The 24,502-nt window shown below is 43.9% G+C and carries 26 protein-coding genes; 6 read left to right on the top strand and 20 right to left on the bottom strand.

Going from position 1 to position 24,502, the window contains the following annotated elements:
- Positions 1-146 precede the first annotated feature (146 nt).
- Complete coding sequence (locus ADH27_RS02690; RefSeq protein WP_048715476.1) at positions 147-1,121, bottom strand: sensor histidine kinase; 975 nt, start codon at positions 1,119-1,121, stop codon at positions 147-149.
- Positions 1,114-1,791 (bottom strand): response regulator transcription factor, encoded by a 678-nt coding sequence (locus ADH27_RS02685; RefSeq protein WP_006596753.1) that lies wholly within the window; start codon positions 1,789-1,791, stop codon positions 1,114-1,116. Before ADH27_RS02685 ends, ADH27_RS02690 begins: the two co-directional genes overlap by 8 nt.
- Before the next feature lie 183 nt (positions 1,792-1,974).
- Between ADH27_RS02685 and ADH27_RS02680 the strand changes: the two genes are divergently transcribed.
- Positions 1,975-3,159, top strand: a complete 1,185-nt coding sequence (locus tag ADH27_RS02680; protein ID WP_048715474.1) for a DUF2974 domain-containing protein — start codon at positions 1,975-1,977, stop codon at positions 3,157-3,159.
- A 351-nt stretch (positions 3,160-3,510) separates the two neighbouring features.
- On the opposite strand, the gene ADH27_RS02675 is transcribed toward ADH27_RS02680, so the two are convergent.
- Positions 3,511-4,779, bottom strand: a complete 1,269-nt coding sequence (locus ADH27_RS02675) for a DUF6287 domain-containing protein (protein ID WP_048715472.1) — start codon at positions 4,777-4,779, stop codon at positions 3,511-3,513.
- A 174-nt stretch (positions 4,780-4,953) separates the two neighbouring features.
- On the opposite strand from ADH27_RS02675, the gene ADH27_RS02670 reads away from it, so the two are divergent.
- Positions 4,954-5,475 (top strand): DUF2975 domain-containing protein, encoded by a 522-nt coding sequence (locus ADH27_RS02670; protein ID WP_048715471.1) that lies wholly within the window; start codon positions 4,954-4,956, stop codon positions 5,473-5,475.
- A 10-nt stretch (positions 5,476-5,485) separates the two neighbouring features.
- Positions 5,486-5,692 carry a helix-turn-helix domain-containing protein gene (locus ADH27_RS02665; protein WP_003006064.1) on the top strand — a complete coding sequence of 69 codons (207 nt, stop codon included), beginning with the start codon at positions 5,486-5,488 and terminating at the stop codon, positions 5,690-5,692.
- 503 nt (positions 5,693-6,195) lie between these two features.
- Here the strand turns inward: ADH27_RS02665 and metG are convergent.
- The 17 genes from metG to ADH27_RS02585 all read right to left on the bottom strand — a co-directional run bounded on the left by metG (position 6,196) and on the right by ADH27_RS02585 (position 20,698).
- Positions 6,196-8,187: a methionine--tRNA ligase gene (gene metG, locus ADH27_RS02660; RefSeq protein ID WP_048715469.1), complete on the bottom strand. Its 1,992-nt coding sequence runs from the start codon at positions 8,185-8,187 to the stop codon at positions 6,196-6,198.
- Between the two features lie 159 nt (positions 8,188-8,346).
- Complete coding sequence (locus ADH27_RS02655) at positions 8,347-9,039, bottom strand: phosphoglycerate mutase (protein WP_002900876.1); 693 nt, start codon at positions 9,037-9,039, stop codon at positions 8,347-8,349.
- A 233-nt stretch (positions 9,040-9,272) separates the two neighbouring features.
- On the bottom strand, positions 9,273-9,731 hold the full coding sequence (locus ADH27_RS02650; protein ID WP_048715466.1) for a Fur family transcriptional regulator: 459 nt from the start codon (positions 9,729-9,731) through the stop codon (positions 9,273-9,275).
- A 149-nt stretch (positions 9,732-9,880) separates the two neighbouring features.
- A complete protein-coding gene (locus tag ADH27_RS10310; protein WP_193389714.1) occupies positions 9,881-10,036 on the bottom strand; it encodes a hypothetical protein in 156 nt (51 codons plus the stop codon).
- A 119-nt stretch (positions 10,037-10,155) separates the two neighbouring features.
- Positions 10,156-10,431 (bottom strand): HU family DNA-binding protein, encoded by a 276-nt coding sequence (locus ADH27_RS02645; protein WP_006596762.1) that lies wholly within the window; start codon positions 10,429-10,431, stop codon positions 10,156-10,158.
- A 134-nt stretch (positions 10,432-10,565) separates the two neighbouring features.
- Positions 10,566-11,399 (bottom strand): DegV family protein, encoded by an 834-nt coding sequence (locus ADH27_RS02640; protein WP_048715463.1) that lies wholly within the window; start codon positions 11,397-11,399, stop codon positions 10,566-10,568.
- An 83-nt stretch (positions 11,400-11,482) separates the two neighbouring features.
- On the bottom strand, positions 11,483-12,214 hold the full coding sequence (locus ADH27_RS02635; protein ID WP_048715461.1) for a metallophosphoesterase: 732 nt from the start codon (positions 12,212-12,214) through the stop codon (positions 11,483-11,485).
- Positions 12,215-12,230: 16 nt separating this feature from the next.
- Positions 12,231-13,895, bottom strand: a complete 1,665-nt coding sequence (recN, locus tag ADH27_RS02630) for a DNA repair protein RecN (RefSeq protein ID WP_048715459.1) — start codon at positions 13,893-13,895, stop codon at positions 12,231-12,233.
- Between the two features lie 7 nt (positions 13,896-13,902).
- Entirely contained in the window at positions 13,903-14,334 is a 432-nt protein-coding gene (locus tag ADH27_RS02625) for an arginine repressor (RefSeq protein WP_048715457.1), read from the bottom strand.
- A complete protein-coding gene (locus tag ADH27_RS02620; RefSeq protein ID WP_048715455.1) occupies positions 14,327-15,142 on the bottom strand; it encodes a TlyA family RNA methyltransferase in 816 nt (271 codons plus the stop codon). The genes ADH27_RS02625 and ADH27_RS02620 overlap by 8 nt, the downstream gene beginning before the upstream one ends.
- Positions 15,123-16,010: a polyprenyl synthetase family protein gene (locus ADH27_RS02615; protein WP_048715453.1), complete on the bottom strand. Its 888-nt coding sequence runs from the start codon at positions 16,008-16,010 to the stop codon at positions 15,123-15,125. Before ADH27_RS02615 ends, ADH27_RS02620 begins: the two co-directional genes overlap by 20 nt.
- Positions 16,007-16,219, bottom strand: coding sequence for an exodeoxyribonuclease VII small subunit (locus ADH27_RS02610; RefSeq protein ID WP_006596769.1), 213 nt, complete (start codon positions 16,217-16,219; stop codon positions 16,007-16,009). The genes ADH27_RS02615 and ADH27_RS02610 overlap by 4 nt, the downstream gene beginning before the upstream one ends.
- Positions 16,197-17,537 carry an exodeoxyribonuclease VII large subunit gene (xseA, locus tag ADH27_RS02605; RefSeq protein ID WP_048715451.1) on the bottom strand — a complete coding sequence of 447 codons (1,341 nt, stop codon included), beginning with the start codon at positions 17,535-17,537 and terminating at the stop codon, positions 16,197-16,199. The genes ADH27_RS02610 and xseA overlap by 23 nt, the downstream gene beginning before the upstream one ends.
- 112 nt (positions 17,538-17,649) lie before the next feature.
- A complete protein-coding gene (locus tag ADH27_RS02600) occupies positions 17,650-18,504 on the bottom strand; it encodes an NAD(P)H-hydrate dehydratase (protein WP_048715448.1) in 855 nt (284 codons plus the stop codon).
- Positions 18,505-18,507: 3 nt separating this feature from the next.
- Entirely contained in the window at positions 18,508-19,332 is an 825-nt protein-coding gene (locus ADH27_RS02595; RefSeq protein WP_048715446.1) for a hypothetical protein, read from the bottom strand.
- A 121-nt stretch (positions 19,333-19,453) separates the two neighbouring features.
- The gene (locus ADH27_RS02590) at positions 19,454-20,311 is read right to left on the bottom strand and encodes a bifunctional methylenetetrahydrofolate dehydrogenase/methenyltetrahydrofolate cyclohydrolase (RefSeq protein WP_048715444.1); all 858 of its coding nucleotides are present in this window, start codon (positions 20,309-20,311) and stop codon (positions 19,454-19,456) included.
- A 156-nt stretch (positions 20,312-20,467) separates the two neighbouring features.
- Positions 20,468-20,698 (bottom strand): DUF1797 family protein, encoded by a 231-nt coding sequence (locus tag ADH27_RS02585; RefSeq protein ID WP_006596773.1) that lies wholly within the window; start codon positions 20,696-20,698, stop codon positions 20,468-20,470.
- Positions 20,699-20,927: 229 nt separating this feature from the next.
- Between ADH27_RS02585 and ADH27_RS02580 the strand changes: the two genes are divergently transcribed.
- The 3 genes from ADH27_RS02580 to ADH27_RS02570 all read left to right on the top strand — a co-directional run bounded on the left by ADH27_RS02580 (position 20,928) and on the right by ADH27_RS02570 (position 24,272).
- Complete coding sequence (locus tag ADH27_RS02580; protein WP_048715442.1) at positions 20,928-23,195, top strand: ATP-dependent Clp protease ATP-binding subunit; 2,268 nt, start codon at positions 20,928-20,930, stop codon at positions 23,193-23,195.
- A gap of 260 nt (positions 23,196-23,455) precedes the next feature.
- Positions 23,456-23,905, top strand: a complete 450-nt coding sequence (locus tag ADH27_RS02575) for an NUDIX hydrolase (RefSeq protein ID WP_048715440.1) — start codon at positions 23,456-23,458, stop codon at positions 23,903-23,905.
- 67 nt (positions 23,906-23,972) lie between these two features.
- On the top strand, positions 23,973-24,272 hold the full coding sequence (locus ADH27_RS02570) for a DUF1827 family protein (RefSeq protein WP_048715438.1): 300 nt from the start codon (positions 23,973-23,975) through the stop codon (positions 24,270-24,272).
- Positions 24,273-24,502: the final 230 nt, after the last annotated feature.

Raw genomic sequence — 24,502 nt, 5'->3', positions numbered from 1 at the left:
CTTTATTTGATGAGACTATTGTATAAAAAATAAAAGGCGGTCACCATAACCTAACCTTTCATTTTTAAAATTAAATCTTACATTTTTGTCATTTTCAAATAAAAGAGAAGCTTAGGGAGAGAATCATTAGGTACCGACGAATTCTCCTAATCCATGACCAACTTCTTCTCTTCAAAACGTATAGCAACAGTCGTCCCTTGGCCGACTTGAGACGTCATCTGGAGTTGGTGCCCTAGCTGATCGGCAATCTTTTTAGACAGATAGAGGCCTAGTCCAGAAGATTGCTGGGTCAAATGCCCATTGTAGCCGGAGAATCCCCGCTCAAAGACACGGAGTATATCGCTATCCTTTATTCCAATCCCACTATCTTTCATATAAAGGGTCTGGTCTTTGAAATAGATCTCAATCCCGCCAGTGCTGGTATACTTAAGGCTATTAGACAGCAATTGCTCGATGATGACCAAGAGCCACTTGCGATCGGTAATGACGGCGACATCTAAGTCATGCAGATCCACCGTCAAGCCCTTTTGAATAAAGAAGATGGCATACTTTCGCACGACTTCTTTGACCAGCTCTTCGAGTGGAACACGCTTAAGAACCAAATCATCGTGAAAGCTTTCGAGTCTCAGATACTGGAGGACCACATTGGCATAGGAATCAATCTTAAAGAGCTCCTGCTCCATTTGTTGTCTCAGCTCGCTGTCTTCTATATTTTTAACTAAGAGTTGGCTGGCCGCAATGGGCGTCTTAATCTGGTGGACCCAGAGGGTATAGTAATCCATCAGGTCATTGTAGGTCTCTAGACTCACCGTTGTCTGCTCACGTTGGGCTTGCTGACTGGTTGCTAGTTTCTGACTCAAGACCAATTCTAGAGGGGTCTCAGGTAGTCCCTCCCCATAGAGCACTTCCTTCCGACAGGCCTGATACCCAGCTACAGCATCCCAAATGACCAGAAGAAGACTCAAAAAAGCCAAAATTCCTGTCAGGTAAAGGAGAAAATTGCGGTAGCCTTCGAATATATAGGCAAACAAGACCAGGGATGAAAGGAGTAACCCAATTAAATAGAGATAGCGACGGTGAGAAATCAGATAATGTTTGACAAATAAGAATCGATTATCCATTGCTCAACCCGTATCCTATACCTTTTTTCGTTTCGATAAAATGTTCCAGTCCTGCTTCTTCGAGTTTCTTCCGAAGTCTAGCTACATTGACCGAGAGGGTGTTATCATCAATAAAGAAATCACTGTTCCACAATTCCTTCATTAGATCATCCCGAGCCACTACACTTCCAGCTTTTTCAAAAAGGATGCGAAGAATTTGAAATTCATTTTTGGTCAAATTAACCACCTCTCCCTCGTAGACCAGATCCATGGATTTGAGATTGAGGATAGCGCCCCGGTGTTCTAACAAATCTTGATCAGTTCCAAACTCATAAGAGCGGCGAAGGAGACCCTGAATTTTTGCCAGAAGGACATTGGGATCAAATGGCTTGGTCACATAGTCATCGCCTCCCATATTGATAGCCATGACGATGTCCATAGCTTGATCTCGTGAGGATAAAAACATGATAGGGACCTTAGACACCTTACGAATTTCCTGGCACCAATGGTAGCCATTATAAAGAGGAAGGCCAATATCCATCAGAATCAGATGAGGATTGGTCTGGACGAAGGTCCCCAATACATCCATAAAGTCATCAACTGCAATAACTTCAAAGCCCCACTGCTCCATGATTTTCTTCACTTGTTGGCGAATGGTTTCATCATCTTCGACAAGAAGAATTTTGTGCATGCTCTTTCCTTCTCTTTCTTACTAGAGTATTACCCTTTCATTATATCAAATTATCCAAGGAGCATACATATTTTTCGCCATCTCAACTTACAGGTAACTCCTTTCGTCAATTTCCTATTTTTACTGAGGGGCTTTTCAGGTATTTTATGCTATACTGAACATACAGATACAAAGGAGAATCTCATGTCCACGATTTTTGATTATCTAGACTATGTCGCCTATGATTCCATCTACGATCGCCCTTTTAAGGAACTCGATGTCCTGGCACTGACAGAGCTGACCTATCTTCCTTTTGATCGGATCGTGCCTCAAGGGGATACGACCAATATTGAAGTCCGCTTATCTGATGCAGTAGAGCTAGTCGATCGAACCACAGATTTCATCGTGACAGACAAACACCTGCAATTAGTCGATATCCTAGCTACATCCAAACGCTTTAAGAATGTCAAACTTCTTAACTATGTCGACGAATATGACCCCGATGTTCAGAAGCAGTTTGCGGCTATGACCTATCGTCTTACCATGGATGTTTATTTAGTTGTCTTCAGAGGGACGGATGATACCTTGATCGGCTGGAAGGAAGACTTCCACATGACCTATATGGACCATGTCCCATCTCAGAGGCGTGCAGCCAGCTACCTACAACATGTCATGAAGGAATTTCCTAAAGGACGCTTTATGGTAGCCGGCCACTCCAAAGGGGGCAATCTCGCAGCCTACGCCTGCTCTTACCTTCCAGATCATCTGATTGAAAAGGTCGACGCCATCTACTGTTACGACGCGCCTGGCCTCAACAAGGCCATTATCGAAACGGAGGGCTATCAACGAATCGCACACCTCATTCATCGCTTCGTCCCACAAGGATCCATTGTTGGCATGATGCTGGAAGTCCCAGAGCCTGCTACGATTGTTAAAAGTCGAGCTTTTGGTGGATTTGCCCAGCATGACGCCTTTACTTGGATGGTTGAAAAGGATGGATTTGTGACACTGGATCAAACCAGTCCCGATAGTCAACAGATGGACCAAACCTTAAAACAGTGGGTACAAGAAGTCCCTGATAGCCAACTCAAGAAATTTTTCGATACCTTCTTTGGCCTCTTCTTGGATGCAGGCATTACTTCAATAAACGATTTGATGAACTTGAAAAATTTCTCCAAGATCAAAGATATCTTTCAAAATGCTCAGGACCTAGACCCCACCGAGCGGGAAATGCTGGAACGTCTAGCCAAGCAACTCATCGACACCCGTGTCCAAGCATGGAAAAAATGGCAAATAGTTCCTCGTATCCTGGTTCAAATGGCTGCATTTTTCAAACGAAAACAAGCAATCGAATCCACCTCCCCACTGCTCCTTGAGCATAAAGAGTAAGTTTAAAGAGACAGGTTGAAGTAAGAAATAATCAACTCCTTCAGCACTTAGTGATAAACAATTGAAGCAAAACAAAAACCCAGGAAATTGAATTTCCTGGGTTTTAAATGTAGACGTACTCTCGCTTTACATAAAACAGCTGGATGATTTTCAAAAAATGACTTTTATTCTTTAGTCATTTAAGAAGATGAAAAACTTTTCGCCGTGAGAAAAGTGCCTGAAACACAGTTGTTTCAGGCACTCGGAATTATTGAGACCTTAGGCTCAATAATTAGTCATGGAACTTCGAAGAAGTTCGCTGACGTCCGTACTTACCTAAGGAAAGTTTTAAAAATGACTCTTTCTTCAATCTTATTGGCGATAGAAGTATTGATCCGCTGGATAGTTCCCAGCTGATTGGGTAACAACCAAGCGAGGTTTGCTCTTATCTGACTGGTCTCCATCAGGATTTTCAAAACCAATCTTAAAGAGTCCAACTGCCACTCCTGTTTCTCCCACATGTAGATCTACATAAGGAACTTTACTTGTCTTATCCGAGTTCGGCACTGCTTTTAATCTTCCTTGGCCCTTTACAGTTCCATCTTCTTGGATGACCATCTCCTGGCCTTTAGCATTGCGCCATGTCCCTGCCAGACTTGAAAAGTCTCCACTATTGATGGCCGCAATATCAAGGTCTGCGTCCTTCTTAGGCTCTGGGTAGGCTTCCCACCATTTGTCTTGGTAAGCTTGGAAGGAGGCTTGATGGTAGAAGATGCGTCTCAAAGGCGACACGACACCATCAGGACCTTGAACATTTTCAGGAATCAAGGTGACAATCAATTCCTGACCAGGAGTTTCTCCACTTGTACCAGCTTGAACAAAGTAAACCTGATAGGTCGATCCAGCTTTCTTCGGTTTCTTATCTTTATTGAGGACAAATTGGACATTGCTAGCTCCACTCCAGAAGCTCCATCCCTTATCCTGATCAGTGTAGATAGAAGGAAAGACAGTAGTTCGGTGATTGTAATAATCTTCTGGACTATAGCCATACAACTTAAAGCCAGAATCTGCAATCTGCTTTTCAATCGATTCGTTGGAATAGCTTCCCGCGAAAGTTGTCAAATCCCCATCCAATACCGCATCATCTGGATTCGTCGACTTGAAGAAATCCTTCCGATTGGCAAAGACCATCTCATGATCGGGATCTTTATCTGACATGGTTACCGTAATGAGGGGATCCTTATCTGATTGGTATTTAAAGATACGCACAGTGACGGTGAAATCAGTATTTCCATCTGACTTTTTCATCTGGCTAGTAGAAACTTTATTGGCACCTTCAACTTTGAAATCTGTTGAGAAAGTTGCTGATACAGGACCATCTTCTGTCTCATAATCAATCTTCCAAGATTTCCCATCTTTTTGAATCTTGGCCTTATCACGCGCACTAGAGACATATTCACCAGACAGATCGATGGCTTTTTCCTTAGATGAAGACGAGGTCTTCGAAGTCTGGTTGAACTCTTTTTGATGATCCGGTTGAATATTGGAGCTAGAGTAGAGATAGACTCCTCCGATTAGAACCACTGCACTCACAAAAGCGATGATCATCCAAAGATATTTCTTATCTAACTTTTTGATCATTTCAATACCTCCTTGAAATGGTAGTTACCTAATAGTATACCTTAAATTCTATTTAAAGCAAATTTTGACTGAAATTCATAAATTTTTTATCGTTTTTCGATACTTTTTTATTGACTTATTTTTTATAAGGAGTATACTATAAGTGAAAAATAAAAAAATTTAAGGAGGCTTGCGATGAAAAACTCAAAAACCTTAAAAAATGTCATTGAAGTCTTAACGGCTTTCATTTACTTCTGTGGCTTTATGACTCTGGCTGCACTGGTCGTCCACCTGCTTTCCCGGATGGGAGTGTTTAAGGATCTCATTCAATCTGGACGTTTGTCCTTTGAGGTAAATGGCATCCAGCTCTTCCCCAAACATCTGCAACCCCTCTGGCAGTTGCTCTTCCCACTAGCCTCAAGCGCTATCTATATTTACCTTCTCATCACCATTCGCAGCTTCCTCCAAAATCTCTACCAAGAAAAGATCTTTTCTCACTCCAACATTGATCTTTGCAACCGAGCTTGGAAGATTCTCTTGGTCTTGTCTTTTATGTCTGGCACACTTGAAACCAGTGGCGATGCTTATCTCCTGCCCTTCACTTTCCAATTTACCTTTAACACAGGGCTTCTCCTTGCCGTTCCAATCGTTTGGGTCCTTGGCAAGATTTTAGAGAGAGGGATTGAAATCGCTGAAGAAAATGAGCTAACCATTTAAGGAGGATGCCATGATTATCGTCAATCTAGATGTCATGCTGGCCAAGCGAAAGATGAAATCCAACGAGCTAGCCGACAAAATCGGCATCACCACAGCCAACCTCTCCATCCTCAAAACCGGCAAGGCCAAAGCCATCCGCTTCACCACACTTGAAGCCATCTGCAAAGAACTCGACTGCCAGCCAGGAGATATCCTGGAATACCGGCCAGATGAATAGGAACTATATTCGGAGACTTTCCTTAGGTGAGGACGGACGGTATGGAATCCCTTTGGGATTCCATACCTAAGATTTGAGCCCACTGTCTCAAATCTTCCGAGAGTCTGAAACGAAAATGTTTCAGACTCTTTTCTCACTGCGGAAGTCTCCATTAACATTCATTACTAATAGGACGAATCTACCATCCGTGTAAAACTCAATGATGGGAACTATATCGATACAAGAAAAGCACTCCCGAGGAGTGCTTGAGAGCATAGACAATCTGATCTTCCTTACAAATCAAATAAATTCTATAAAAATTAAAAAATTTATTCGTAAGAATTATTCAATCATCTACTGAAACTTTCCGCCGTGAGAAAAGTGCTAGAAACACAATTGTTTCTAGCACTCGGGAGTTTTGGAACCTAGGGTCCAAAACTAAGTCATGGAACTTCTTCGAAGTTCGCTGACGTCCGTACTCACCTAAGGAAAGTTTTTTAGATGATTTTTTCTTTGTCTATCGTTTAGCCGATGATGCTTCCATTTGGAACAGATGGATCAACAGTTAAGACTGTTAATTGATCTCCGTGTTCCGCGGAAAGAATCATGCCTTGGCTGACATATTTCTTCATCATCTTACGTGGTTTGAGGTTGGCCACGATTTGAAGTTTCTTACCGACCAATTCTTGTTCATTTGGATAGAATTTCGCGATACCAGAGAGGATTTGACGATCTTCACCGTCACCAGCGTCAAGACGGAAGCGAAGCAATTTATCTGATCCTTCGACGCGTTCCACTTCTTTGACTTCTGCGACACGGATTTCAACCTTGTCAAAGTCTTCAAATTTGATCTCATCTTTTTCAGACTTGAGTTCCACTTCTTCTGGAATCCATTCTTTTTCTTGTGGTTTTCCAGCAGTCATTTGAGATTGGATGTAGGCAATTTCTTCTTCCATGTCGAGACGTGGGAAGATTGGAGTTCCTTTGGCAACCACTGTGACATTTTCAGGGAAGCCTGCTAAAGTCAAGTTTTCAAGATCGAAGTCCAAGCCCAAGCCAAGTTGTTCCATGATGGCATTTGAGGTGTTCATCATGAATGGTTGGATCAAGTGAGCCACAACACGAAGGCTAGCTGCCAAGTGAGCCATGACCGCTGCCAATTGTTCCTTGTCACCGTCTTCTTTAGCGAGGACCCAAGGAGCTGTCTCATCGATGTACTTGTTGGTACGAGAGATGATGTTCCATACGGCTTCCAATGCGCGTGGGTAATCAACCCCGTTCATTTGCTTGTGGTATTCAGCGATGTTTTCTTCAACCACCTTAGCCAAATCAGCATCAAATGCGGTAACATTTTCGACATAAGCAGGAACTTGACCACCAAAGTATTTATTGATCATGGCTACCGTCCGGTTGAGGAGGTTTCCAAGGTCATTGGCCAATTCATAGTTGATACGAGCCACGTAGTCTTCTGGTGTGAAGGTCCCATCTGAACCAACTGGCAAACTGCGCATGAGGTAGTAACGAAGCGGATCCAAGCCGAAGCGTTCCACCAACATTTCTGGGTAGATGACATTTCCTTTAGACTTAGACATCTTGCCGTCTTTCATGACAAACCAACCATGGGCAATCAAACGTTCTGGCAATTTGATATCCAACATCATGAGAAGGATTGGCCAGTAGATGGAGTGGAAACGAAGGATGTCTTTTCCGACCATATGGAAGACGGTTCCGTTCCAGAACTTGCCAAAGTTTTCATGATCTTCTTGACCGTAGCCAAGAGCCGTCACATAGTTAAGAAGGGCATCAATCCATACATAGACCACGTGTTTTGGATTAGATGGGACAGGAACTCCCCAGGTAAAGGTGGTCCGAGATACTGCCAAATCTTCCAAACCTGGCTCAATGAAGTTTTTCAACATTTCATTGAGACGGCCATCTGGTGTGATGAAATCTGGTTGGGATTTGAAAAATTCAACCAAGCGGTCTTGGTATTTGCTGAGGCGAAGGAAGTAAGATTCTTCAGATACCCATTCTACTTCGTGGCCTGATGGGGCTACCCCACCAATGACCTTGCCATTCTCATCACGGTATACCTCAGCCAATTGGCTTTCTGTAAAGAACTCTTCATCAGAGACTGAATACCAACCAGAGTATTCACCAAGGTAGATGTCGTCTTGTGCCAGCAAGCGTTCAAAGACTTGCGCCACCACTTTTTCATGGTAATCGTCTGTCGTACGGATGAATTTATCATATGAGATATCGAGTAATTGCCAGAGTTCTTTCACTCCAACCGCCATCCCATCTACATAAGCTTGCGGTGTAATGCCAGCTTCTTCTGCTTTCTGCTGGATCTTTTGCCCGTGCTCATCGAGACCAGTCAGGTAGAAAACATCGTAGTTCATCATGCGTTTGTAACGCGCCAAGACGTCACAGGCGATGGTTGTGTAAGCTGAACCAATATGCAATTTACCAGATGGGTAATAGATAGGGGTTGTGATGTAGAATGATTTTGTCATTTTCTTTTCCTTTCAAGGCTAATGAAACCTTATGTAATAACACTTCATTATATCATTTTTAGGAGTCCCTGAAAACCAAAAAACAGCTAGGTCTGCGACGGACAAACAAAAAAGCTGACTGAAGTCAGCTTTCTATGATTGATAACGAATCCTGCTATCTTACTTTCCAAGATAGTATTCTTTAACAACGTTCAATTTTTCGTCAAATTCGAATACCAATGGTGGGAAGTTAGGGATTTCCACATCCATGATTTCGTCGTCTGACAATTGTTTGATGTGTTTTACAAGAGCACGGATTGAGTTACCGTGTGCTCCTACGAATACGTTTTTACCATCTTTAAGAGCTGGAGCGATTTTATCTTCCCAGAATGGAAGAGCGCGTTCCAAAGTCACTTTCAAGTTTTCAGCATCTGGAATCACTGAGTCGTCAAGTGAAGCGTAACGACGGTCAGTGTGTGCTGAGTGCTCATCATCGCGATCCATGTTTGGAGGCAATACATCGTATGAACGACGCCAGATGTGTACTTGCTCATCACCAAATTGTTCAGCAGCTTCAGCCTTGTTTTTACCAGTCAAACCACCGTAGTGACGTTCGTTCAAGCGCCATGATTTTTCAACTGGAACCCACAATTGGTCAGAAGCTTCAAGAGCCAAGTTAGTTGTTTTGATCGCACGTTTCAATACTGAAGTGTAAGCTTGGTCAAATTCGATACCAGCTTCTTTGATCAATTTACCAGCGTCGATCGCTTGTTGTGTACCTTTTTCAGACAAATCAACATCAGCCCAACCAGTGAAAAGGTTAGCTTTGTTCCATTCAGACTCACCGTGGCGAGCAAAAACCAATTTTACCATTAGATGGATCTCCTTTTATTTTCCGAGGTTACCCTCGTTTATCTATTCTATTCTACTAGATTTTGAGGGAAAAATCTAGTCTTAACAGAGCTAGATCGAAGATTTCGTGAAAATTTTATCAATTCTTTTTCATGGACATTTACAAGTCGCTCTCACCAGGTTCTAAATCCTGCCTCTTCCACCCTCTTTCCACAAACAAGACTAAACAAAAAAACCTCTAAAAAGAGGTTTGCCTACAATTGCTTCTGGCATTCCGGACAAAGGCCATAAACTGTGGTTTGGCACTTGGTAATGACGTAGCCACTTTTTTCTCTCGCTTCTGCTCTCACGTCTGGAACTTCGATATCAATATCATCAATCTTCCCACAAGACTCACAAATCAAATTCAAATGATCGTGTCCCATAAAGTCAAAGTAGGTCGTGGTATCATTACGAACTTTAATTTCAGAGACAAAACCTTCTTCAATGAGGACCTTGAGATTGTTATAAACGGTTGCCAGGCTCATATTGGGAAAGGCTGGTTTCAAGTCCTGATAGATGGCATCCGCACTTGGATGTTCCTGACTTTTGACAAGATAGGAAAGGACTGCCCGACGCGTCTCTGTAATCCGTACAGATTTTTCACGCAGGTGTTGCAATACATCTTCCACTTTTTCTTGTTGAACGGAATCGAGTGTTAAACAAGCTAGCATGGTCTTTCCCCTTTCTGTCTCTTCTTTAAATCTATTATATCACGAATACCACATTTTGCCTAATTAGAATGTTTGTAAATAAGGAAAAGTGTAGGATTAAATCAGCTCGAATCAAGCTCCTTTACTCCCACACTTTTTTATATCTAATCTTAACTACCCCAACTAAGGATCCATCTCATGGTTCCTAGTAAAATTTTGACAAAGAGGAACATAAAGAAGAGTTCCGCAATAAACCAGAGACCTTTCAATAGATAAAGAATTGGCTTAATCATGAGCAGAACAAAGATTCCAACAATCCATCTCATGGTCCACCCTCCATTTCTCACTTTTTTCTATTATACTCCTATTTATAGGCCCTGTCTAGAAACTACTCCAAAGCAAAAAGTTCCTTCTAGCAAGCTAGAAGGAACCTTTGTAATCACAATTATTTAACTGCGTCTTTAAGAGCTTTACCAGCTTTGAATGCTGGAACTTTAGAAGCAGCGATTTTGATTTCTTTACCAGTTTGTGGGTTGCGACCTTTACGAGCTGCACGTTCACGAACTTCAAAGTTACCGAAACCGATCAATTGAACTTTTTCACCTTTTGAAAGGTATTCTGAAACAGCTGCAAATACAGCGTCAACTGCTGCTGCTGAGTCTTTTTTAGTCAATTCTGTAGCTTCTGCCACTTTTGCGATCAAATCTTGTTTGTTAGCCATTTAACAAATCCTCCAAATTTTTTTAGGTTTTACCCTTAACATCTCTATCATATCTAAAAAATGCTTTTAGGTCAAGTACTAAACTTGTTTTTATCAACATTTATCTAGGAATAAATTCCTTTATTGACGGGCTTCTATGCAAATCGGACAAGAACTGCCCAGGCATCTTCCCCAGTGTGAGTTTGAATGATCGAACCTGTCTCCAAAACAGAGATTGGAGTTGCAACCAAAGGCTGTAATTGTGCCTTCATTTGGTTAGCAAAGTCAGGTCCACCAGCATAGGAGATCCCTATCTCAGCGATTTCTTTACCAGATAAGTCTTGTATCAACTCGTCCAACCATTTTTTAAAGGTCTTCTGTCCGCGTCCTTTGACAATTGGTTGCAGTTCATCGTTCTTCATTTCCATGACAACCCGAATATTCAAAAGAGAACTCAATAAACCAGTTACGCGGCCAATCCGGCCTCCTTTCACCAGATTTTCCAGAGTAGAAACCCCTATGTAGAGTCTAGATTTTTGCTTGACCTCCTCAATGTGGGCTACAATTTCCTCTACGCTAGCTCCTTCTTGAGCCAGTTTCGCTGCTTCCACCACTTGGAACTTCATGGCTTGGTCCGTAAAGCTACTATCGATCACCGTGACATCTGCATTGGCTAAGGTAGCACCTTGACGTGCAGCTTCCACTGTACCAGATAAGGCATGAGACATATGGATCGCAATAATTTGCGCCCCTTCTGCAGCCAAACCTTCGAAGGCTTCCGCAAACACACCTACTGGAGGTTGACTGGTCTTTGGAAGGTTCTTACTGGACTTCATCAACTGAAGGAATTGTCCTTCTGTTAATTCCGCATCTGAATAGAGGACACCGTCCACCATAACAGAGAGGGGAACGATGGTAATTCCGTATTTTTCAACAACTTCAGGCTCAATCGTTACGGATGAGTCTGTAACAATTTTTACTTGTGACATAACATTCCTACAATCTTTTCTTAGATATATCCACTCTATTATATCAAATTTTCTAGGCTTTTGTGGGACAAAGTCCTTTTTACTTAATCATCGATAGCTGCAAAGCCATCATTGACCAAAGCAACATCGGCCTTCATTCCACTTTCATCAAAGAGAATGCCATGGAGGACGCCACCATAAACAGCCCCGCCATCCATGCCAATCTTCCCATCTTCGGTCACCCAGAGCTCCTTGGTTCCAATCTTTTGATCCAAGAGATAGTGAACTGGAGTATGGCCAAAAACAATGGTCTTTCCTGTCTGATTGGTCGCTTCATGGAAGGGCTGGCGAATCCAGACTTTCTGATAATCCGTCGTTTCGTGCCAATCAGGCAAGGTCAAGTCAAGGCCAGCATGCACAAAAATATAGTGTGCTGTTTCATAGACAAAAGGAAGCGAACGGATGAAAGCGACGAGGTCCCCACAAGTCTCTTGCACGCGCCGAGCATCCGCCACGCCATCTACTGGAGCTGTGAGGGGACGACCAAGTAGAGAGTTGATGGTCGTGTCACCACCATTTCGTCGGTAATGGTCGTAGCGCTCTGTTGGGTTATCGATCCAGGCTAGAAACATGTATTCGTGGTTCCCAGAGAGGCAGATGGCCCCTTGCTGTTCGACAACATCTTTGACCAGTTCGATAACCTTACGACTATCTTCCCCACGGTCTATCAGATCTCCGAGAAAAACCAGCTGGGACTGACCATCCCAATGGGTCATCAGTTCCTCTAGCATACCGGCTTTTCCATGAATGTCTCCCACTACGAAATAGCTTTCCATATCGGTTCCTTTCTTCTTAGGACGGCCGTTTTAACAATTGCTCTGCCTGCATGCGGGCTGCTTCTGTCACATCTTCACCAGCTAGCATCTTAGCGACTTCTTCGACCCGTTCTTCATGACTGAGCAAGCGAACGGTCGAAACTGTTGAAAACTCATCGCTCACCTTTTCGATAAAGAACTGGTAATCGGCTACTGCAATGACCTGAGGCAAATGAGAGATGGCTAGCACCTGACCATAACGTCCAATCTTATAAATCTTCGAAGCAATGGCTTGCGCCACCCGACCAGATACCCCTGTATCCACCTCGTCAAAGACAATACTGGTCTTACCTTCTTTCCGTGAAAAGGCTGACTTGATGGCCAACATAAGACGGGACAATTCTCCACCTGAGGCGACTTTTACTAAAGGCTTAAAGTCCTCTCCAGGGTTGGTCGAAATATAAAACTCAACCGTTTCGTTTCCTTCCCGATTAAACTTAGATGGGGTAAAACGCACTTGGAAACGAGCTTTTTCCATATAGAGATCCGCCAATTCCTGCTGGATCTCTGCTTCCAGCTCTTGGGCCAAGGCATGACGCCCTTGACTCAATTCTTTAGCCAAGGCAACCAACTGTCCTTCCATAGACTTGAGTTCTTTTTCCAAGTCTTCAGAAGAGGTTCCCCCTCCTGTTAATAGGCTATATTCCTTGCTGATTTGCTCTAGGTAATCAAGGACATCCTTTACCTGACCACCGTACTTACGAGTAATTGAATGGATCAGGTCTAGTCGAGCTTCCACTTGCATCAAACGGTTACCATCAAAGTCCAATCCATCTACCAGATCCTCCAAGCGCTTGGTCAAATCCTCCAGAGTATAGTAGGTCTCAGCCAGTTGATCAGACAAGGTCTTGTATTCTGCATCATACTCTTCAATGCTTTGCAGATCATTCATGGCCGACCGCACATTGCTAAGACTGGAGAAATCTTCTGCATCCAGCATGGCATAAGCATTGCTTAGGGTATCTGCAATCATCTTATGGTTGAGCAGGCGTTGCCGTTCTTGCTCTAACTGGACATCTTCATCCAGGGACAGGGCTGCCGCCTCGATTTCTGAAATTTGGTATTCCAGCATCTCAATTCGAGCTTGGTTTTCCTGGTTATTTTTTTGGATCTGCAAGACCTGCTTGCGCAAGGCCTTGTAATTCTCGAAGGTCTCTCTATAGGCCTTCTTAGTCGCAAAAAAAGTATCCTCCCCAAAGCTATCCAGCATAGCGATATGCAAGGGAGCCCGCATCAGTTCTTCCTGATCGTGCTGGCCATGAATATCCACCAAATGCTGGCCAACAGCCTTGAGAACGGAGAGGTTGACCATCTGCCCATTGATCCGGCTGACACTCCGACCATTCTGGAAAATTTCCCTGCGAATAATCAACTCCTCTGCCCATTCTAAGCCCTGCTCTTCAAATAACTGCTGAAGGGCAGGGTTTTCGTCAATGGCAAAGAGGCCTTCAATCTCAGCCTTAGGAGCACCGTGACGGATGACATCAGTCGTCGCCCGACTCCCCAGCATCATATTCATAGCATCGATAATAATGGATTTTCCGGCTCCAGTTTCACCGGTTAAAACCGTCATCCCCGTTTCAAAATTCAGAGCAATTTCTTCAATGATGGCAAAGTTCTTAATTGAAATTTCTAATAGCATCTCTCTCCTACCATTCCATCAATCGTTGTTCGATAAACTGAGCCTTTTCTTCCGAGCGGGCCACAATCAAAATACTATTGTCGTCTGAAATCATGCTAAAGATGATATCATCAAAATCTTCTTGTAGATGCCGCTTGACTAGATAGGCTGTCCCTGGGACAAGCTTGAGGGTCAGAAAACTCCCCATGCGTTCAAAGGATTGAAGATTATTTTCTGCTAACTTTCCACTATGTTGGACGCGTGGCAATTCGTAGACATAGGCTGAACCTTTTAAAGGCGTTTTAATAATCCCCAACTCTTTGATATCGCGGGAAACAGTCGCTTGAGTCGCAGAAATTCCAGCTTCTCTTAGATGTTCGACAATAGCATCCTGAGTACCCACTTTATTTTCTCGGATAAAGCGGCGTATTTTTTCTAATCGGTTTTGTTTACTATTCATGTTTAAAGTCAGTATGGGCTTTTTCGACAACTGCCGCAAACTCTTGCAGTTGAAGACGATCTTGCCCAGTATTTTTTTCTAGATAAAGTAAAAATTCAATATTGCCATGGCCCCCTTGGATCGGTGAATAATCCACTCCCAAGACGGAGAAGCCATGTTCTAAGGCAAAGCCTTGAACCTGTTCCAAGACGGACAAGTGGACCTTGGCATCCTTGATAATCCCATTTTTCCCAATCTGCTCCCGACCAGCTTCAAACTGGGGTTTGACAAGGGCGACCATCTGGCCTCCCTCTTGTAAAATCCCATGGAGGGCTGGCAAGATGAGGTTGAGGGAAATAAAGCTAACATCAATGCTAGCAAAGCTTGGAGTTTGCTCAAAATCCTCAGACGTCGCATAGCGGAAGTTGAACTGCTCCATCGAGATGACCCGAGGATCCTGACGAAGCTTCCATGCCAACTGATTGGTCCCCACATCCACTGCATAGACCAAGGCGGCTCCATTTTGGAGCATGACATCCGTAAAGCCTCCAGTAGAAGCCCCAATATCCAGCGTGACCTTATCCTTCAGGTCAATCTCAAAAAGGTCCAAAGCCTTTTCTAACTTGAGACCACCACGACTGACATATTTGAGTTTTTCACCCTTGAGTTTTAATTCTGTCGCTTCATCAATTTTTTCGCCTGGTTTATCGAAGCGCTCGCCATTATGGACCGCAACGACCAAACCAGCCATCACACCGCGTTTGGCCTGCTCCCGGGTTTCAAAAAGTCCCTGCTTGTAGGCCAGTACGTCAACTCTTTCCTTCGCCATGAATTCTAAGTCTTTCTATAATCTTTTTGATTCCAGTCCCATCGAAGTCTACCTGCTGTGAGATGCGATCGAGCAAGTCCTCACAGGCATCCAACTCCCGGTCCAAATAAGCCTGAGCTCCATCTAGACCAAGGAGGGCAGGATAGGTCGATTTTTCAGCTTGCAAGTCCTTCTGAGGGGTTTTCCCTAAGGAGGCAAAATCAGCAGTCACATCCAAAATATCATCCCGAATCTGGAAAGCCAAGCCTAAATGGAGGCCAATTTCCTCTAAGAGAGTCGCAACAGCTGGCTCAAGCTCTAAGAGGATCCCCGCAGCTTGGAAAGGATATGCTAGCAGTCGTCCCGTCTTATTGGCATGGATGACTTGCAACTGGTCCAAGGTCAGGCTCGCTCCTTCCCCTTCCATATCCAAGACTTGGCCTGCCACCATCCCAGCTGTCCCTGAAGCATCCGATAATAAGGCGATCAGTTGCACCCGGATAGAAGCTGGAAGGTCTGCCTCTGCCACACAGCCAAAGGCATCTAAGAAGAGCGAGTCTCCTGCTAAGATGGCTAGGTCTTCCCCAAACTTTTTATGGTTGGTCAATTGACCACGACGATAATCATCATTATCCATGGCTGGTAAATCATCATGGATCAAGCTTCCCGTATGGATCATTTCTAGAGCGGCCGCCACTTGAAAATGAGCCTCAAGGATGGGAGCATGAAAGGCTTCCAGCAATTCCAATAAGAGCAAGGGCCGAATCCGTTTGCCCCCTGCATGGACCGAATAAAGGATGGATTCTACCAAGCGGGGAGCGATTTGTTTAGCCTCGTAGAACCCTTCAATCGCTTTTTCGACCCCTTGCAGTTTTTCTTCTAGAATCATACTAGTTCCGTTTCTGAGCCATCTGCTTGCATCACCTTGACCAAGGTCTTTTCAGCCTGATCAAGCGTTTCTTGCAAGTCTTTTGATAGCTTCATTCCTTTCTGAAACTCTGAGATGGCCTCTTCGAGGGGCACTTGCCCACTTTCCAACTTTTGGACAATAGCTTCCAAATCAGCTAAATTTTCTTCAAATTTCTTTTCTTTCGACATGCTTTACCTCTACTTCTACTTGCCCATCCCGCATGACTAGCGTCAAGGCATCCTTTTCTTTGATCGTATCTACGCTATCCAAAACCTGATCTCCAGCCTGTACCAAGGCGTAGCCTCTAGCCACGATGCGACTGGTATCCAACATCAAGAGAGCTTCCGATAGGCGCTTGGCATCTGCTGCTTTTGTCTGGTAGAGCTCCTTGATTTTCAAGGTCAGCAATCGCTCCATCTGGAGAATCTGGTCTCGATAGCGCTCGAGCTGATGCTGGGGCGCTTGGGAGGCCAATCGATGACGGAGTTCTTGTAACTGGCGGCTATTTCTGGTAACCGACTCTGACACAGCCTGTTTCAGTCGCAACTGAATCTGATCTATTTTTTGCAGATAAGAATCATACAGCCGCTCTGGTTGACGGAAGATGACCGATTGGCTCAGTTTTTGCAGGCGTTCTCGATGATAGACCAGGCGGTTGCGCATAGCGGTTGCCATCCGCCCTTCCTGCTTCTGCAAATGATTGAGCAGGTCCAACTTGGTCACAGGCGTTGCCAACTCAGCCGCAGCTGTAGGAGTTGCTGCCCGACGATCTGCGACAAAGTCTGCCAGAGTGGTGTCTGTCTCATGCCCTACACTGGAAATAATGGGAATTCTAGACTCAAAAATAGCCCGCACAACTGGCTCTTCATTAAAGGCCCATAGGTCCTCGATGGAGCCACCACCACGACCGATGATCAAGACATCTAGGTCCGCCCGATCATTGGCCTTTTGGATATTGGCGACAATTTCTTGAGCCGCTCCCTCTCCTTGTACCTTGGTTGGAAAAAGGAGAATCTCCACGCCAGGAAAGCGTCGCGAAACAGTGGTGATAATGTCGCGAATAACGGCCCCACTCTGACTGGTAATAACCCCAATTTTCTTGGAGAACTGGGGGATAGCCTGTTTGAACTTCTCTTGAAAAAGGCCTTCTTCCTGGAGTTTCTTTTTCAACTGCTCAAACTGTATGGCTAAAGCACCGACGCCATCTGGCTCTGCCTTTTCGATGACAATAGAATAACTGCCACTTGGCTCATAGAGTTGGATCCGACCGATGACATTGATCTTCATGCCTTCTTCGAGCTCAAAGCCGAAACTCTTATAAATCCCAGCCCAGACAGTCGCCTGGATCACAGCTTTTTCATCCTTAAGAGAAAAATACTGGTGATTGGGACGCTTACGGAAATTCGAGACCTGACCCGTCAAATAGACCCGCTCCAGATAGGGGTCCTTATCAAATTTTAACTTGAGGTATTTGGTCAGACTGGATACCGATAAATACTCTGACATAGTTCCCCTTTCACACGGAAAATCTTAGTATAAATTATACCAAAAATAAGCCGAAAAAGCTGATTCTACCTACGGAAAAAGCCCCAGATTTCATCATCTGAGACTTGATTGTTTATTGGCAGTTGGAAAGGCAAATTCCCCTCATCCATTTTGGAATTTCTCGACTAATCGCGGTCGGTAAAACCACGTAGGCATTCTTGCTCAAATCGTCTGCAATGGCCGAATGAAGGTGACTGGCAACTACCACGCGCTCATAGAGACCAACTTGCGGAAATTGACCCGCAAAACCTGCAATCATGCCTGCCAAGGTATCACCCATTCCTCCAGTTGCCTGGTAGGGCCCTCCAACGGTTAGTTGGTAATAATCGGCTTGCCCTTGTTGCCAAATCTTGGTCTGGGGACCCTTTTGGACCAGAATACTTGCTGGAGGAAGTTGGGACAGAGACTGCCTTGTTGCTTCTTCCCCTTGGTCTCCAATTGCTAGACCTGACATAGCCTCCCATTCTTTTTGATGAGGGGTAAAGACCAGTTGAGCTGGAGGAAGAGAAAGTCCTAAGCGAGTATAGAGGCTAATGGCTCCACCATCTAGAATGAGCACTTGATGAGGTTGAACTCTTTCGCAAACTAGCTCTACAAGGTGTGCCCCTAGCTCATTGCCCTTAAGACCCGGCCCCAACAAAATAACGCCTGCTTTTGCGATTTGCTCAGTCAATAACTCTTGGTCAGTCACAGCAAATGCCATAGCTTCAGGTAGCTGACTATGGAGAGCAGGGATATTCTCCTGGTCTGTCGCAACCGTGACAAGACCCGCTCCACTATGAACAGCTGCTATGGCTGCCATTATAATAGCTCCTCCGTAAGGGTAGGTCCCTCCCATCAAGAGAAGACGACCATAGTCTCCCTTATGACTAGAACGAGGACGCTCGATAATAACTTTTTTCAAAAGAGCTTGATCAATCTCTTTCATACACTACTCCTTCAACTTATCCTTACCATGTAGTACTTGATTAACCTTAGTATTCCAAGCCTGTAACCCTTCTCCCTCATAGTCTAGGTAAATCACTCTATCTTGTAATTGACAAGGAATCAAGCCTTCAAAACAAGACTTATCTTTTGAGGGAATAACACACAAATGAAGAAAGGTATCCAAATCTAAACTATCTCTTACCTTCGCAACATGATAGCCATCAAACATATAACCTGGTGCTTGAATTAATTCTTCATACAGAAAATGAAAACTAACGCCAGGAATGAACTTTTCTTGCAATTCCTCCTCAGACGGTGCCCGTCCTAACAAACGCTCCATAGCGAGTCGGTAACCCGAAGTCGTATTAGACCATCCGAACATGATATAGTCAAAATAGTCTGCTGGATCAGAAGCTGCATTACGACTATCTGTAACTAGCTCAGCCCCACTTTTACCAAATACTTTTACTGCCGACATGAGTTTTCCAGTCTGAAAAATAGCCTTAGCCACCTCAACTGTACAAGTATGACTACAATAATTTGAAGTAACCAACTTCCTCTGGATATCATAGGTAGAAGCTACAAGGCGATGACTTGGTCTGTACGGAGGAAAATAGCTATGCTCTTGCAAGTAATCATGAATTTGTATATTTAATTCATGATTCTCACATTCCACATTGGTCTGACGATGATGGTCGCGCTCATAAGCAATAAACTTTGCTAGCTTCTCCAATTCCCATTCTTTAATCTGAGGATAGCTTTCAAGGGCAAATTGATAAATTCCATCCCACTGGAGACTATAATCTGAATTACAAACTTTTACAATCATATAATAACCTCTACTTCATTATACTACAAAAAGATAGAATTAAACTTCAATTGACAAAACAGGGTTTATAATAAATAAAAAGGTCGAGAAATTACTATCTCAACCATTTTTCATCATAAACTTAATTTTTATCCAAACTACGCACTGCAGCCTCATAGGTCTGAGACATGAGCATGGTAATCGTCATAGGACCAACACCACCTGGAACCGGAGTGATGTGACTAGCCAGAGGAGCTACTTGTTCATAGTCGACGTCTCCACAGAGCTTGCCATTTTCATCACGGTTCATCCCGACATCGATAACGACTGCTCCCTCTTTAACAAAGTCAGCTGTAACAAATTTGGCACGACCGATCGCCACCACTAAGATATCGGCTTTTCTAGCAATTTTTGCCAAATGATGAGTCCGCGAATGGGTCAAAGTCACCGTTGCATTTTTTGCTAGGAGAAGCTGGGCCATCGGTTTTCCAACGATGTTTGAACGGCCAATGACGACTGCATTTTTCCCTTCGACATCGATATCATATTCCCGGAACATTTCCATAATCCCTGCTGGTGTAGAGGGAACCATGACTGGATTTCCTGCCCAAAGATGTCCCATATTGAGAGGATGGAAGCCGTCGACATCCTTATTAGGATCAATGGCTAACAAAACTGCCTCATCGTCGATATGGGCTGGTAGAGGCAACTGGACTAAAATACCATGCCAGAGTGGATCCTGATTGTAGCGGTCAATGAGGGCCAACAAGTCCTCCTGGGAAATGCTTTCTGGCACTCGAACCACTTCACTTCGAAATCCTGCTGCCAAAGCTGACCGTTCTTTATTGCGGACATAGACCTGGCTAGCTGGGTTTTCTCCCACCAAAATCACTACCAAGCCTGGGACCTGACCAGTCTCAGCCTTTAAGCGAGCGGTTTTTTCTGCTAATTCCCCCTGCAATTTTACTGCCAAGGCCTTCCCATCAATTACATGTGTCATCTCAATCTCTTTTCTATTCAATATCTTCTCTATTATATCAGATTTGTGAACCTGCTCCTAACACTTCTTGATTAGACAAGGTTATAAGAAGAAACTATAACTATTTTCTTCCAACAAAAAAGAGACTAGATGCTCTAGACTCTTGATTGATACTTCTTAGTACAACAATTCGTAGATTTCCATTGCGATTAAGTCAATGCTATCGAATGTATAGGTCTCACGCGCTTCTACATCACGAAGAGTAAATACTGATCCATTTTCTTCATCATAGTTGTAAGCTACTTCAGCAACTACAACCCCTTCACGTTCAAAATTACGTTTTAAGTTTCCACCGTCTTTCGTCATCGCTTCCAAACGGCTGATAATTCGTACCAAATGTGATTCCATTTTGATTCTCCTATTTACTTTCTACTCTCCTATTTTATCATAAAAGAAGGAGGAAATTCCAATAAAAATCAACTTTTCCGCTATTTTCCTCTTTATTCCATGCCTAAAACCGGACTTCATACTAAATTCTTGCAAACTTTTAGAATACTGCTATAATGAAACTATAAAAGTTTGACTATTTCTGACCAATAGTTTTTACACTTTTTACCCTAGAGAAAGAGGTAAGAGAATGCTTTGTCAAAACTGTAAAATCAATGATTCAACCATTCATCTTTATACGAACGTGAATGGCCACCAACAACAAGTAGACCTTTGCCAGAACTGCTATCAAATTATGAAAACGGATCCTAACAATAGTCTGCTCGCAGGATTAAACCAACAAAATCGCGGAGGACGGGATCCTTTTGAAGATTTCTTCAATCAACTAGGAAACTTCCAGGCTCCGCAAGAACCCCAAACCCCTCCGACCCAATCTGGGGGAGGCTATGGTGGTGGAAATGGCTATGGTTCTAATGGAAACGGTCGTTCTTCAGGACCCAACAGACCCCAAGCCAAACAACAACCAAAGGGCCTTCTAGAAGAATTTGGAATTAACGTTACTGAAATTGCTCGTCGTGGGGATATCGATCCGGTCATCGGCCGTGACGATGAAATTCTTCGCGTCATTGAAATCCTCAACCGTCGGACCAAGAACAACCCTGTCCTGATTGGGGAACCCGGTGTCGGAAAAACAGCTGTCGTAGAAGGGCTAGCGCAAAAGATTGTCGATGGAGATGTTCCTCACAAATTGCAAGGCAAGGAAGTCATTCGCTTAGACGTTGTCAGCTTGGTTCAAGGAACTGGGATCCGAGGCCAATTTGAAGAGCGCATGCAACAATTGATGGAGGAAATCCGTCGCCGGGAAGATGTGATTTTATTTATCGATGAGATCCATGAAATTGTCGGTGCTGGATCTGCTGGAGACGGCAATATGGATGCTGGAAATATCCTCAAACCAGCCCTCGCTCGTGGTGAATTGCAATTAGTCGGTGCGACAACCCTCAACGAGTATCGTATTATCGAAAAGGATGCAGCCCTTGAACGCCGGATGCAACCCGTTAAGGTCGACGAACCTACAGTGGAAGAAACCATCACCATCCTCAAAGGCATTCAAAAGAAATACGAGGACTACCACCACGTCCACTACACCGATGGTGCGATCGAGGCTGCGGCTCTCCTTTCTAATCGCTATATCCAAGACCGCTTCTTGCCAGACAAGGCCATTGACCTCTTGGACGAAGCAGGCTCTAAGATGAACTTAACCCTCAATTTTGTCGATCCCAAAGTCATCGACCAACGCTTAATTGAAGCCGAAAATCTCAAGGCTCAAGCGACGCGCGATGAGGACTTTGAAAAAGCTGCCTACTTCCGCGACCAAATCGCTAAGTACAAAGAAATGCAAGGGCAACAGGTCACTGATCAAGATACGCCAGTCATTAGCGAAAAGACCATCGAACACATCGTCGAGCAAAAGACCAATATTCCAGTTGGCGATTTGAAAGAAAAAGAACAATCCCAATTGATCAACTTGGCAGCTGACTTGAAGGCTCATGTCATCGGTCAAGATGAGGCTGTTGAAAAAATTGCTAAGGCCATCCGTCGCAACCGGGTAGGGCTTGGAACACCAAACCGTCCAATTGGTAGCTTCCTCTTTGTTGGACCAACTGGTGTCGGGAAGACCGAGTTGTCCAAGCAATTGGCCATCGAACTCTTTGGTTCTGCTGACAGTATGATTCGCTTTGATATGAGTGAGTATATGGAGAAACATGCCGTTGCCAAATTGGTCGGTGCTCCTCCAGGCTACGTCGGCTATGAAGAAGCAGGCCAGCTGACTGAAAAGGTGCGTCGCAACCCTTACTCTCTCATCCTCTTGGATGAGGTCGAAAAGGCCCACCCAGATGTCATGCATATGTTCCTCCAAGTCTTAGACGATGGGCGCTTGACAGATGGACAAGGCCGAACGGTGAGCTTCAAAGATACCATTATCATCATGACTTCCAATGCGGGAACTGGAAAAGCGGAGGCTAATGTCGGCTTTGGGGCGGCTCGTGAAGGTCGTACCAATTCTATCCTAGGTGAACTGGGAAACTTCTTTAGTCCAGAATTCATGAACCGCTTTGACGGCATCATTGAATTCAAAGCCTTGTCTAAGGAAAACCTCCTTCAAATCGTCACTCTCATGTTAGACGATGTCAACCAACGCTTAGCCCACAATGATATCCACCTGGATGTTACCGATAAGGTCAAGGAGAAACTGGTTGACCTAGGCTACGATCCGAAAATGGGGGCACGTCCTCTTCGTCGCACCATTCAAGACTATATTGAAGATGCCATTACAGATTACTACCTAGAAAATCCTAGTGAGAAAGATCTGAAGGCTGTCATGACCAGCAATGGGAAGATTAGCATCAAAGGAAAGAGCAAACCTGCGAACGAAGCAGAAAAAGTAACTGAATAATCGCATTCCAAAGAGGCTGGGACAAAAGTCCTAGCCTCTCAATTATTTTTGGATTGTTGAGCAAGACGCAGTGGTTGAGTGGGCTCTACTACGCTGATTTCATCAGCTTTTACAGCCCTACTCAACTGTGCGGAGGTGGGACGACGAAATCGAATTCTAACGAATTACCGATTTCTGTCCCACTCTCTTATTTTCATCTCCTACTGCTTTTTATGTCCATCTATGTTATAATGATAAAAAAATAAGAAGCGAGTATCATTATGACTGTTGCAACTTTTGGAACAAAAGAAGAAAATGTTGACTATGTCAATCGTTATGGAGTCTATGCGGTGATTCCAAATTCAGCAAAGGACAAAATCATCCTAGTCCAAGCTCCAAATGGGGCTTGGTTCTTACCAGGTGGTGAAATCGAGGCAGGAGAAGATCATTTATTGGCACTCGAGCGCGAACTGATCGAAGAGCTGGGCTTCACTGCGACCATCGGCGAGTATTATGGACAAGCAGATGAGTACTTCTACTCCAGTCACCGCGACACTCACTACTACAATCCTGCTTATATCTATGAAGTAACTGACTTTGTAGAAGCTCAAAAGCCGCTAGAGGACTTCAATAACCTGGCCTGGTTCCCCATTGACGAAGCCATTGAAAAGTTAAAAAGAGGAAGCCATAAATGGGGAATCAAAATGTGGAAATCTGCCCAAAAATTGTAAGCGACTTCTTTCACAAAATAAAAAAAAGTGCTATAATAAATGGAGAAAGAGCTTAGGAGGATCTCACATGAAGCTTATGAATACAACAAATAGTCATGCTAATTTGGTCAAAAGTCAATTAGAAAGTACCGATGCTACCCTTGTTGAGGTCTATTCAGCTGGTAACACCGATGTTATCTTTACCAAAGCTCCTACTCATTACGAATTGCTGATTAGTAACAAACACCGTGCCATTCGTGAAACAGAAGTTGAAAAAATTCGTGAGTTCTTTTTAAAACGCAAGATTGATCTTAAACTCATCGACCAATCCGCTATTAAAACGCTCTACTCCGACAAACTGATCGAAATTTCTTTCCCAATCAATTAGTAAGGCCAATCCGCCTTACTTTTTTTATTGCCTTAACGATGGACACGATTCACTATTCTAGCCACCAAAAAAGAAGTTCCAAATCGGAGCTTCTTTCAGATTGAAGATAAAGTAATTTTAGAAACTTTCCTTAGGTGAGTACGGACCGGACGTCATGGAACTTCTACGAAGTTCCATGACTAATTAAGATACGAAGGGCGTTTGCGGATAAAGTCAAAATAGGAAGTTTG

Origin of the sequence: Streptococcus sp. 343_SSPC, assembly GCF_001072385.1 — a bacterium.
Lineage (GTDB): Bacteria > Bacillota > Bacilli > Lactobacillales > Streptococcaceae > Streptococcus.
The sequence above is the reverse complement of the archived record's forward strand: the minus strand, read 5'-3'. Positions and strand labels throughout refer to the sequence as shown.

Coding starts and splice junctions, on each gene's coding strand:
- ADH27_RS02690 (WP_048715476.1), bottom strand. CDS start 1,121: ATGGATAATCGATTCTTATTTGTCAAACATTATCTGATTTCTCACCGT.
- ADH27_RS02685 (WP_006596753.1), bottom strand. CDS start 1,791: ATGCACAAAATTCTTCTTGTCGAAGATGATGAAACCATTCGCCAACAA.
- ADH27_RS02680 (WP_048715474.1), top strand. CDS start 1,975: ATGTCCACGATTTTTGATTATCTAGACTATGTCGCCTATGATTCCATC.
- ADH27_RS02675 (WP_048715472.1), bottom strand. CDS start 4,779: ATGATCAAAAAGTTAGATAAGAAATATCTTTGGATGATCATCGCTTTT.
- ADH27_RS02670 (WP_048715471.1), top strand. CDS start 4,954: ATGAAAAACTCAAAAACCTTAAAAAATGTCATTGAAGTCTTAACGGCT.
- ADH27_RS02665 (WP_003006064.1), top strand. CDS start 5,486: ATGATTATCGTCAATCTAGATGTCATGCTGGCCAAGCGAAAGATGAAA.
- metG (WP_048715469.1), bottom strand. CDS start 8,187: ATGACAAAATCATTCTACATCACAACCCCTATCTATTACCCATCTGGT.
- ADH27_RS02655 (WP_002900876.1), bottom strand. CDS start 9,039: ATGGTAAAATTGGTTTTTGCTCGCCACGGTGAGTCTGAATGGAACAAA.
- ADH27_RS02650 (WP_048715466.1), bottom strand. CDS start 9,731: ATGCTAGCTTGTTTAACACTCGATTCCGTTCAACAAGAAAAAGTGGAA.
- ADH27_RS10310 (WP_193389714.1), bottom strand. CDS start 10,036: ATGAGATGGATTGTTGGAATCTTTGTTCTGCTCATGATTAAGCCAATT.
- ADH27_RS02645 (WP_006596762.1), bottom strand. CDS start 10,431: ATGGCTAACAAACAAGATTTGATCGCAAAAGTGGCAGAAGCTACAGAA.
- ADH27_RS02640 (WP_048715463.1), bottom strand. CDS start 11,399: ATGTCACAAGTAAAAATTGTTACAGACTCATCCGTAACGATTGAGCCT.
- ADH27_RS02635 (WP_048715461.1), bottom strand. CDS start 12,214: ATGGAAAGCTATTTCGTAGTGGGAGACATTCATGGAAAAGCCGGTATG.
- recN (WP_048715459.1), bottom strand. CDS start 13,895: ATGCTATTAGAAATTTCAATTAAGAACTTTGCCATCATTGAAGAAATT.
- ADH27_RS02625 (WP_048715457.1), bottom strand. CDS start 14,334: ATGAATAGTAAACAAAACCGATTAGAAAAAATACGCCGCTTTATCCGA.
- ADH27_RS02620 (WP_048715455.1), bottom strand. CDS start 15,142: ATGGCGAAGGAAAGAGTTGACGTACTGGCCTACAAGCAGGGACTTTTT.
- ADH27_RS02615 (WP_048715453.1), bottom strand. CDS start 16,010: ATGATTCTAGAAGAAAAACTGCAAGGGGTCGAAAAAGCGATTGAAGGG.
- ADH27_RS02610 (WP_006596769.1), bottom strand. CDS start 16,219: ATGTCGAAAGAAAAGAAATTTGAAGAAAATTTAGCTGATTTGGAAGCT.
- xseA (WP_048715451.1), bottom strand. CDS start 17,537: ATGTCAGAGTATTTATCGGTATCCAGTCTGACCAAATACCTCAAGTTA.
- ADH27_RS02600 (WP_048715448.1), bottom strand. CDS start 18,504: ATGAAAGAGATTGATCAAGCTCTTTTGAAAAAAGTTATTATCGAGCGT.
- ADH27_RS02595 (WP_048715446.1), bottom strand. CDS start 19,332: ATGATTGTAAAAGTTTGTAATTCAGATTATAGTCTCCAGTGGGATGGA.
- ADH27_RS02590 (WP_048715444.1), bottom strand. CDS start 20,311: ATGACACATGTAATTGATGGGAAGGCCTTGGCAGTAAAATTGCAGGGG.
- ADH27_RS02585 (WP_006596773.1), bottom strand. CDS start 20,698: ATGGAATCACATTTGGTACGAATTATCAGCCGTTTGGAAGCGATGACG.
- ADH27_RS02580 (WP_048715442.1), top strand. CDS start 20,928: ATGCTTTGTCAAAACTGTAAAATCAATGATTCAACCATTCATCTTTAT.
- ADH27_RS02575 (WP_048715440.1), top strand. CDS start 23,456: ATGACTGTTGCAACTTTTGGAACAAAAGAAGAAAATGTTGACTATGTC.
- ADH27_RS02570 (WP_048715438.1), top strand. CDS start 23,973: ATGAAGCTTATGAATACAACAAATAGTCATGCTAATTTGGTCAAAAGT.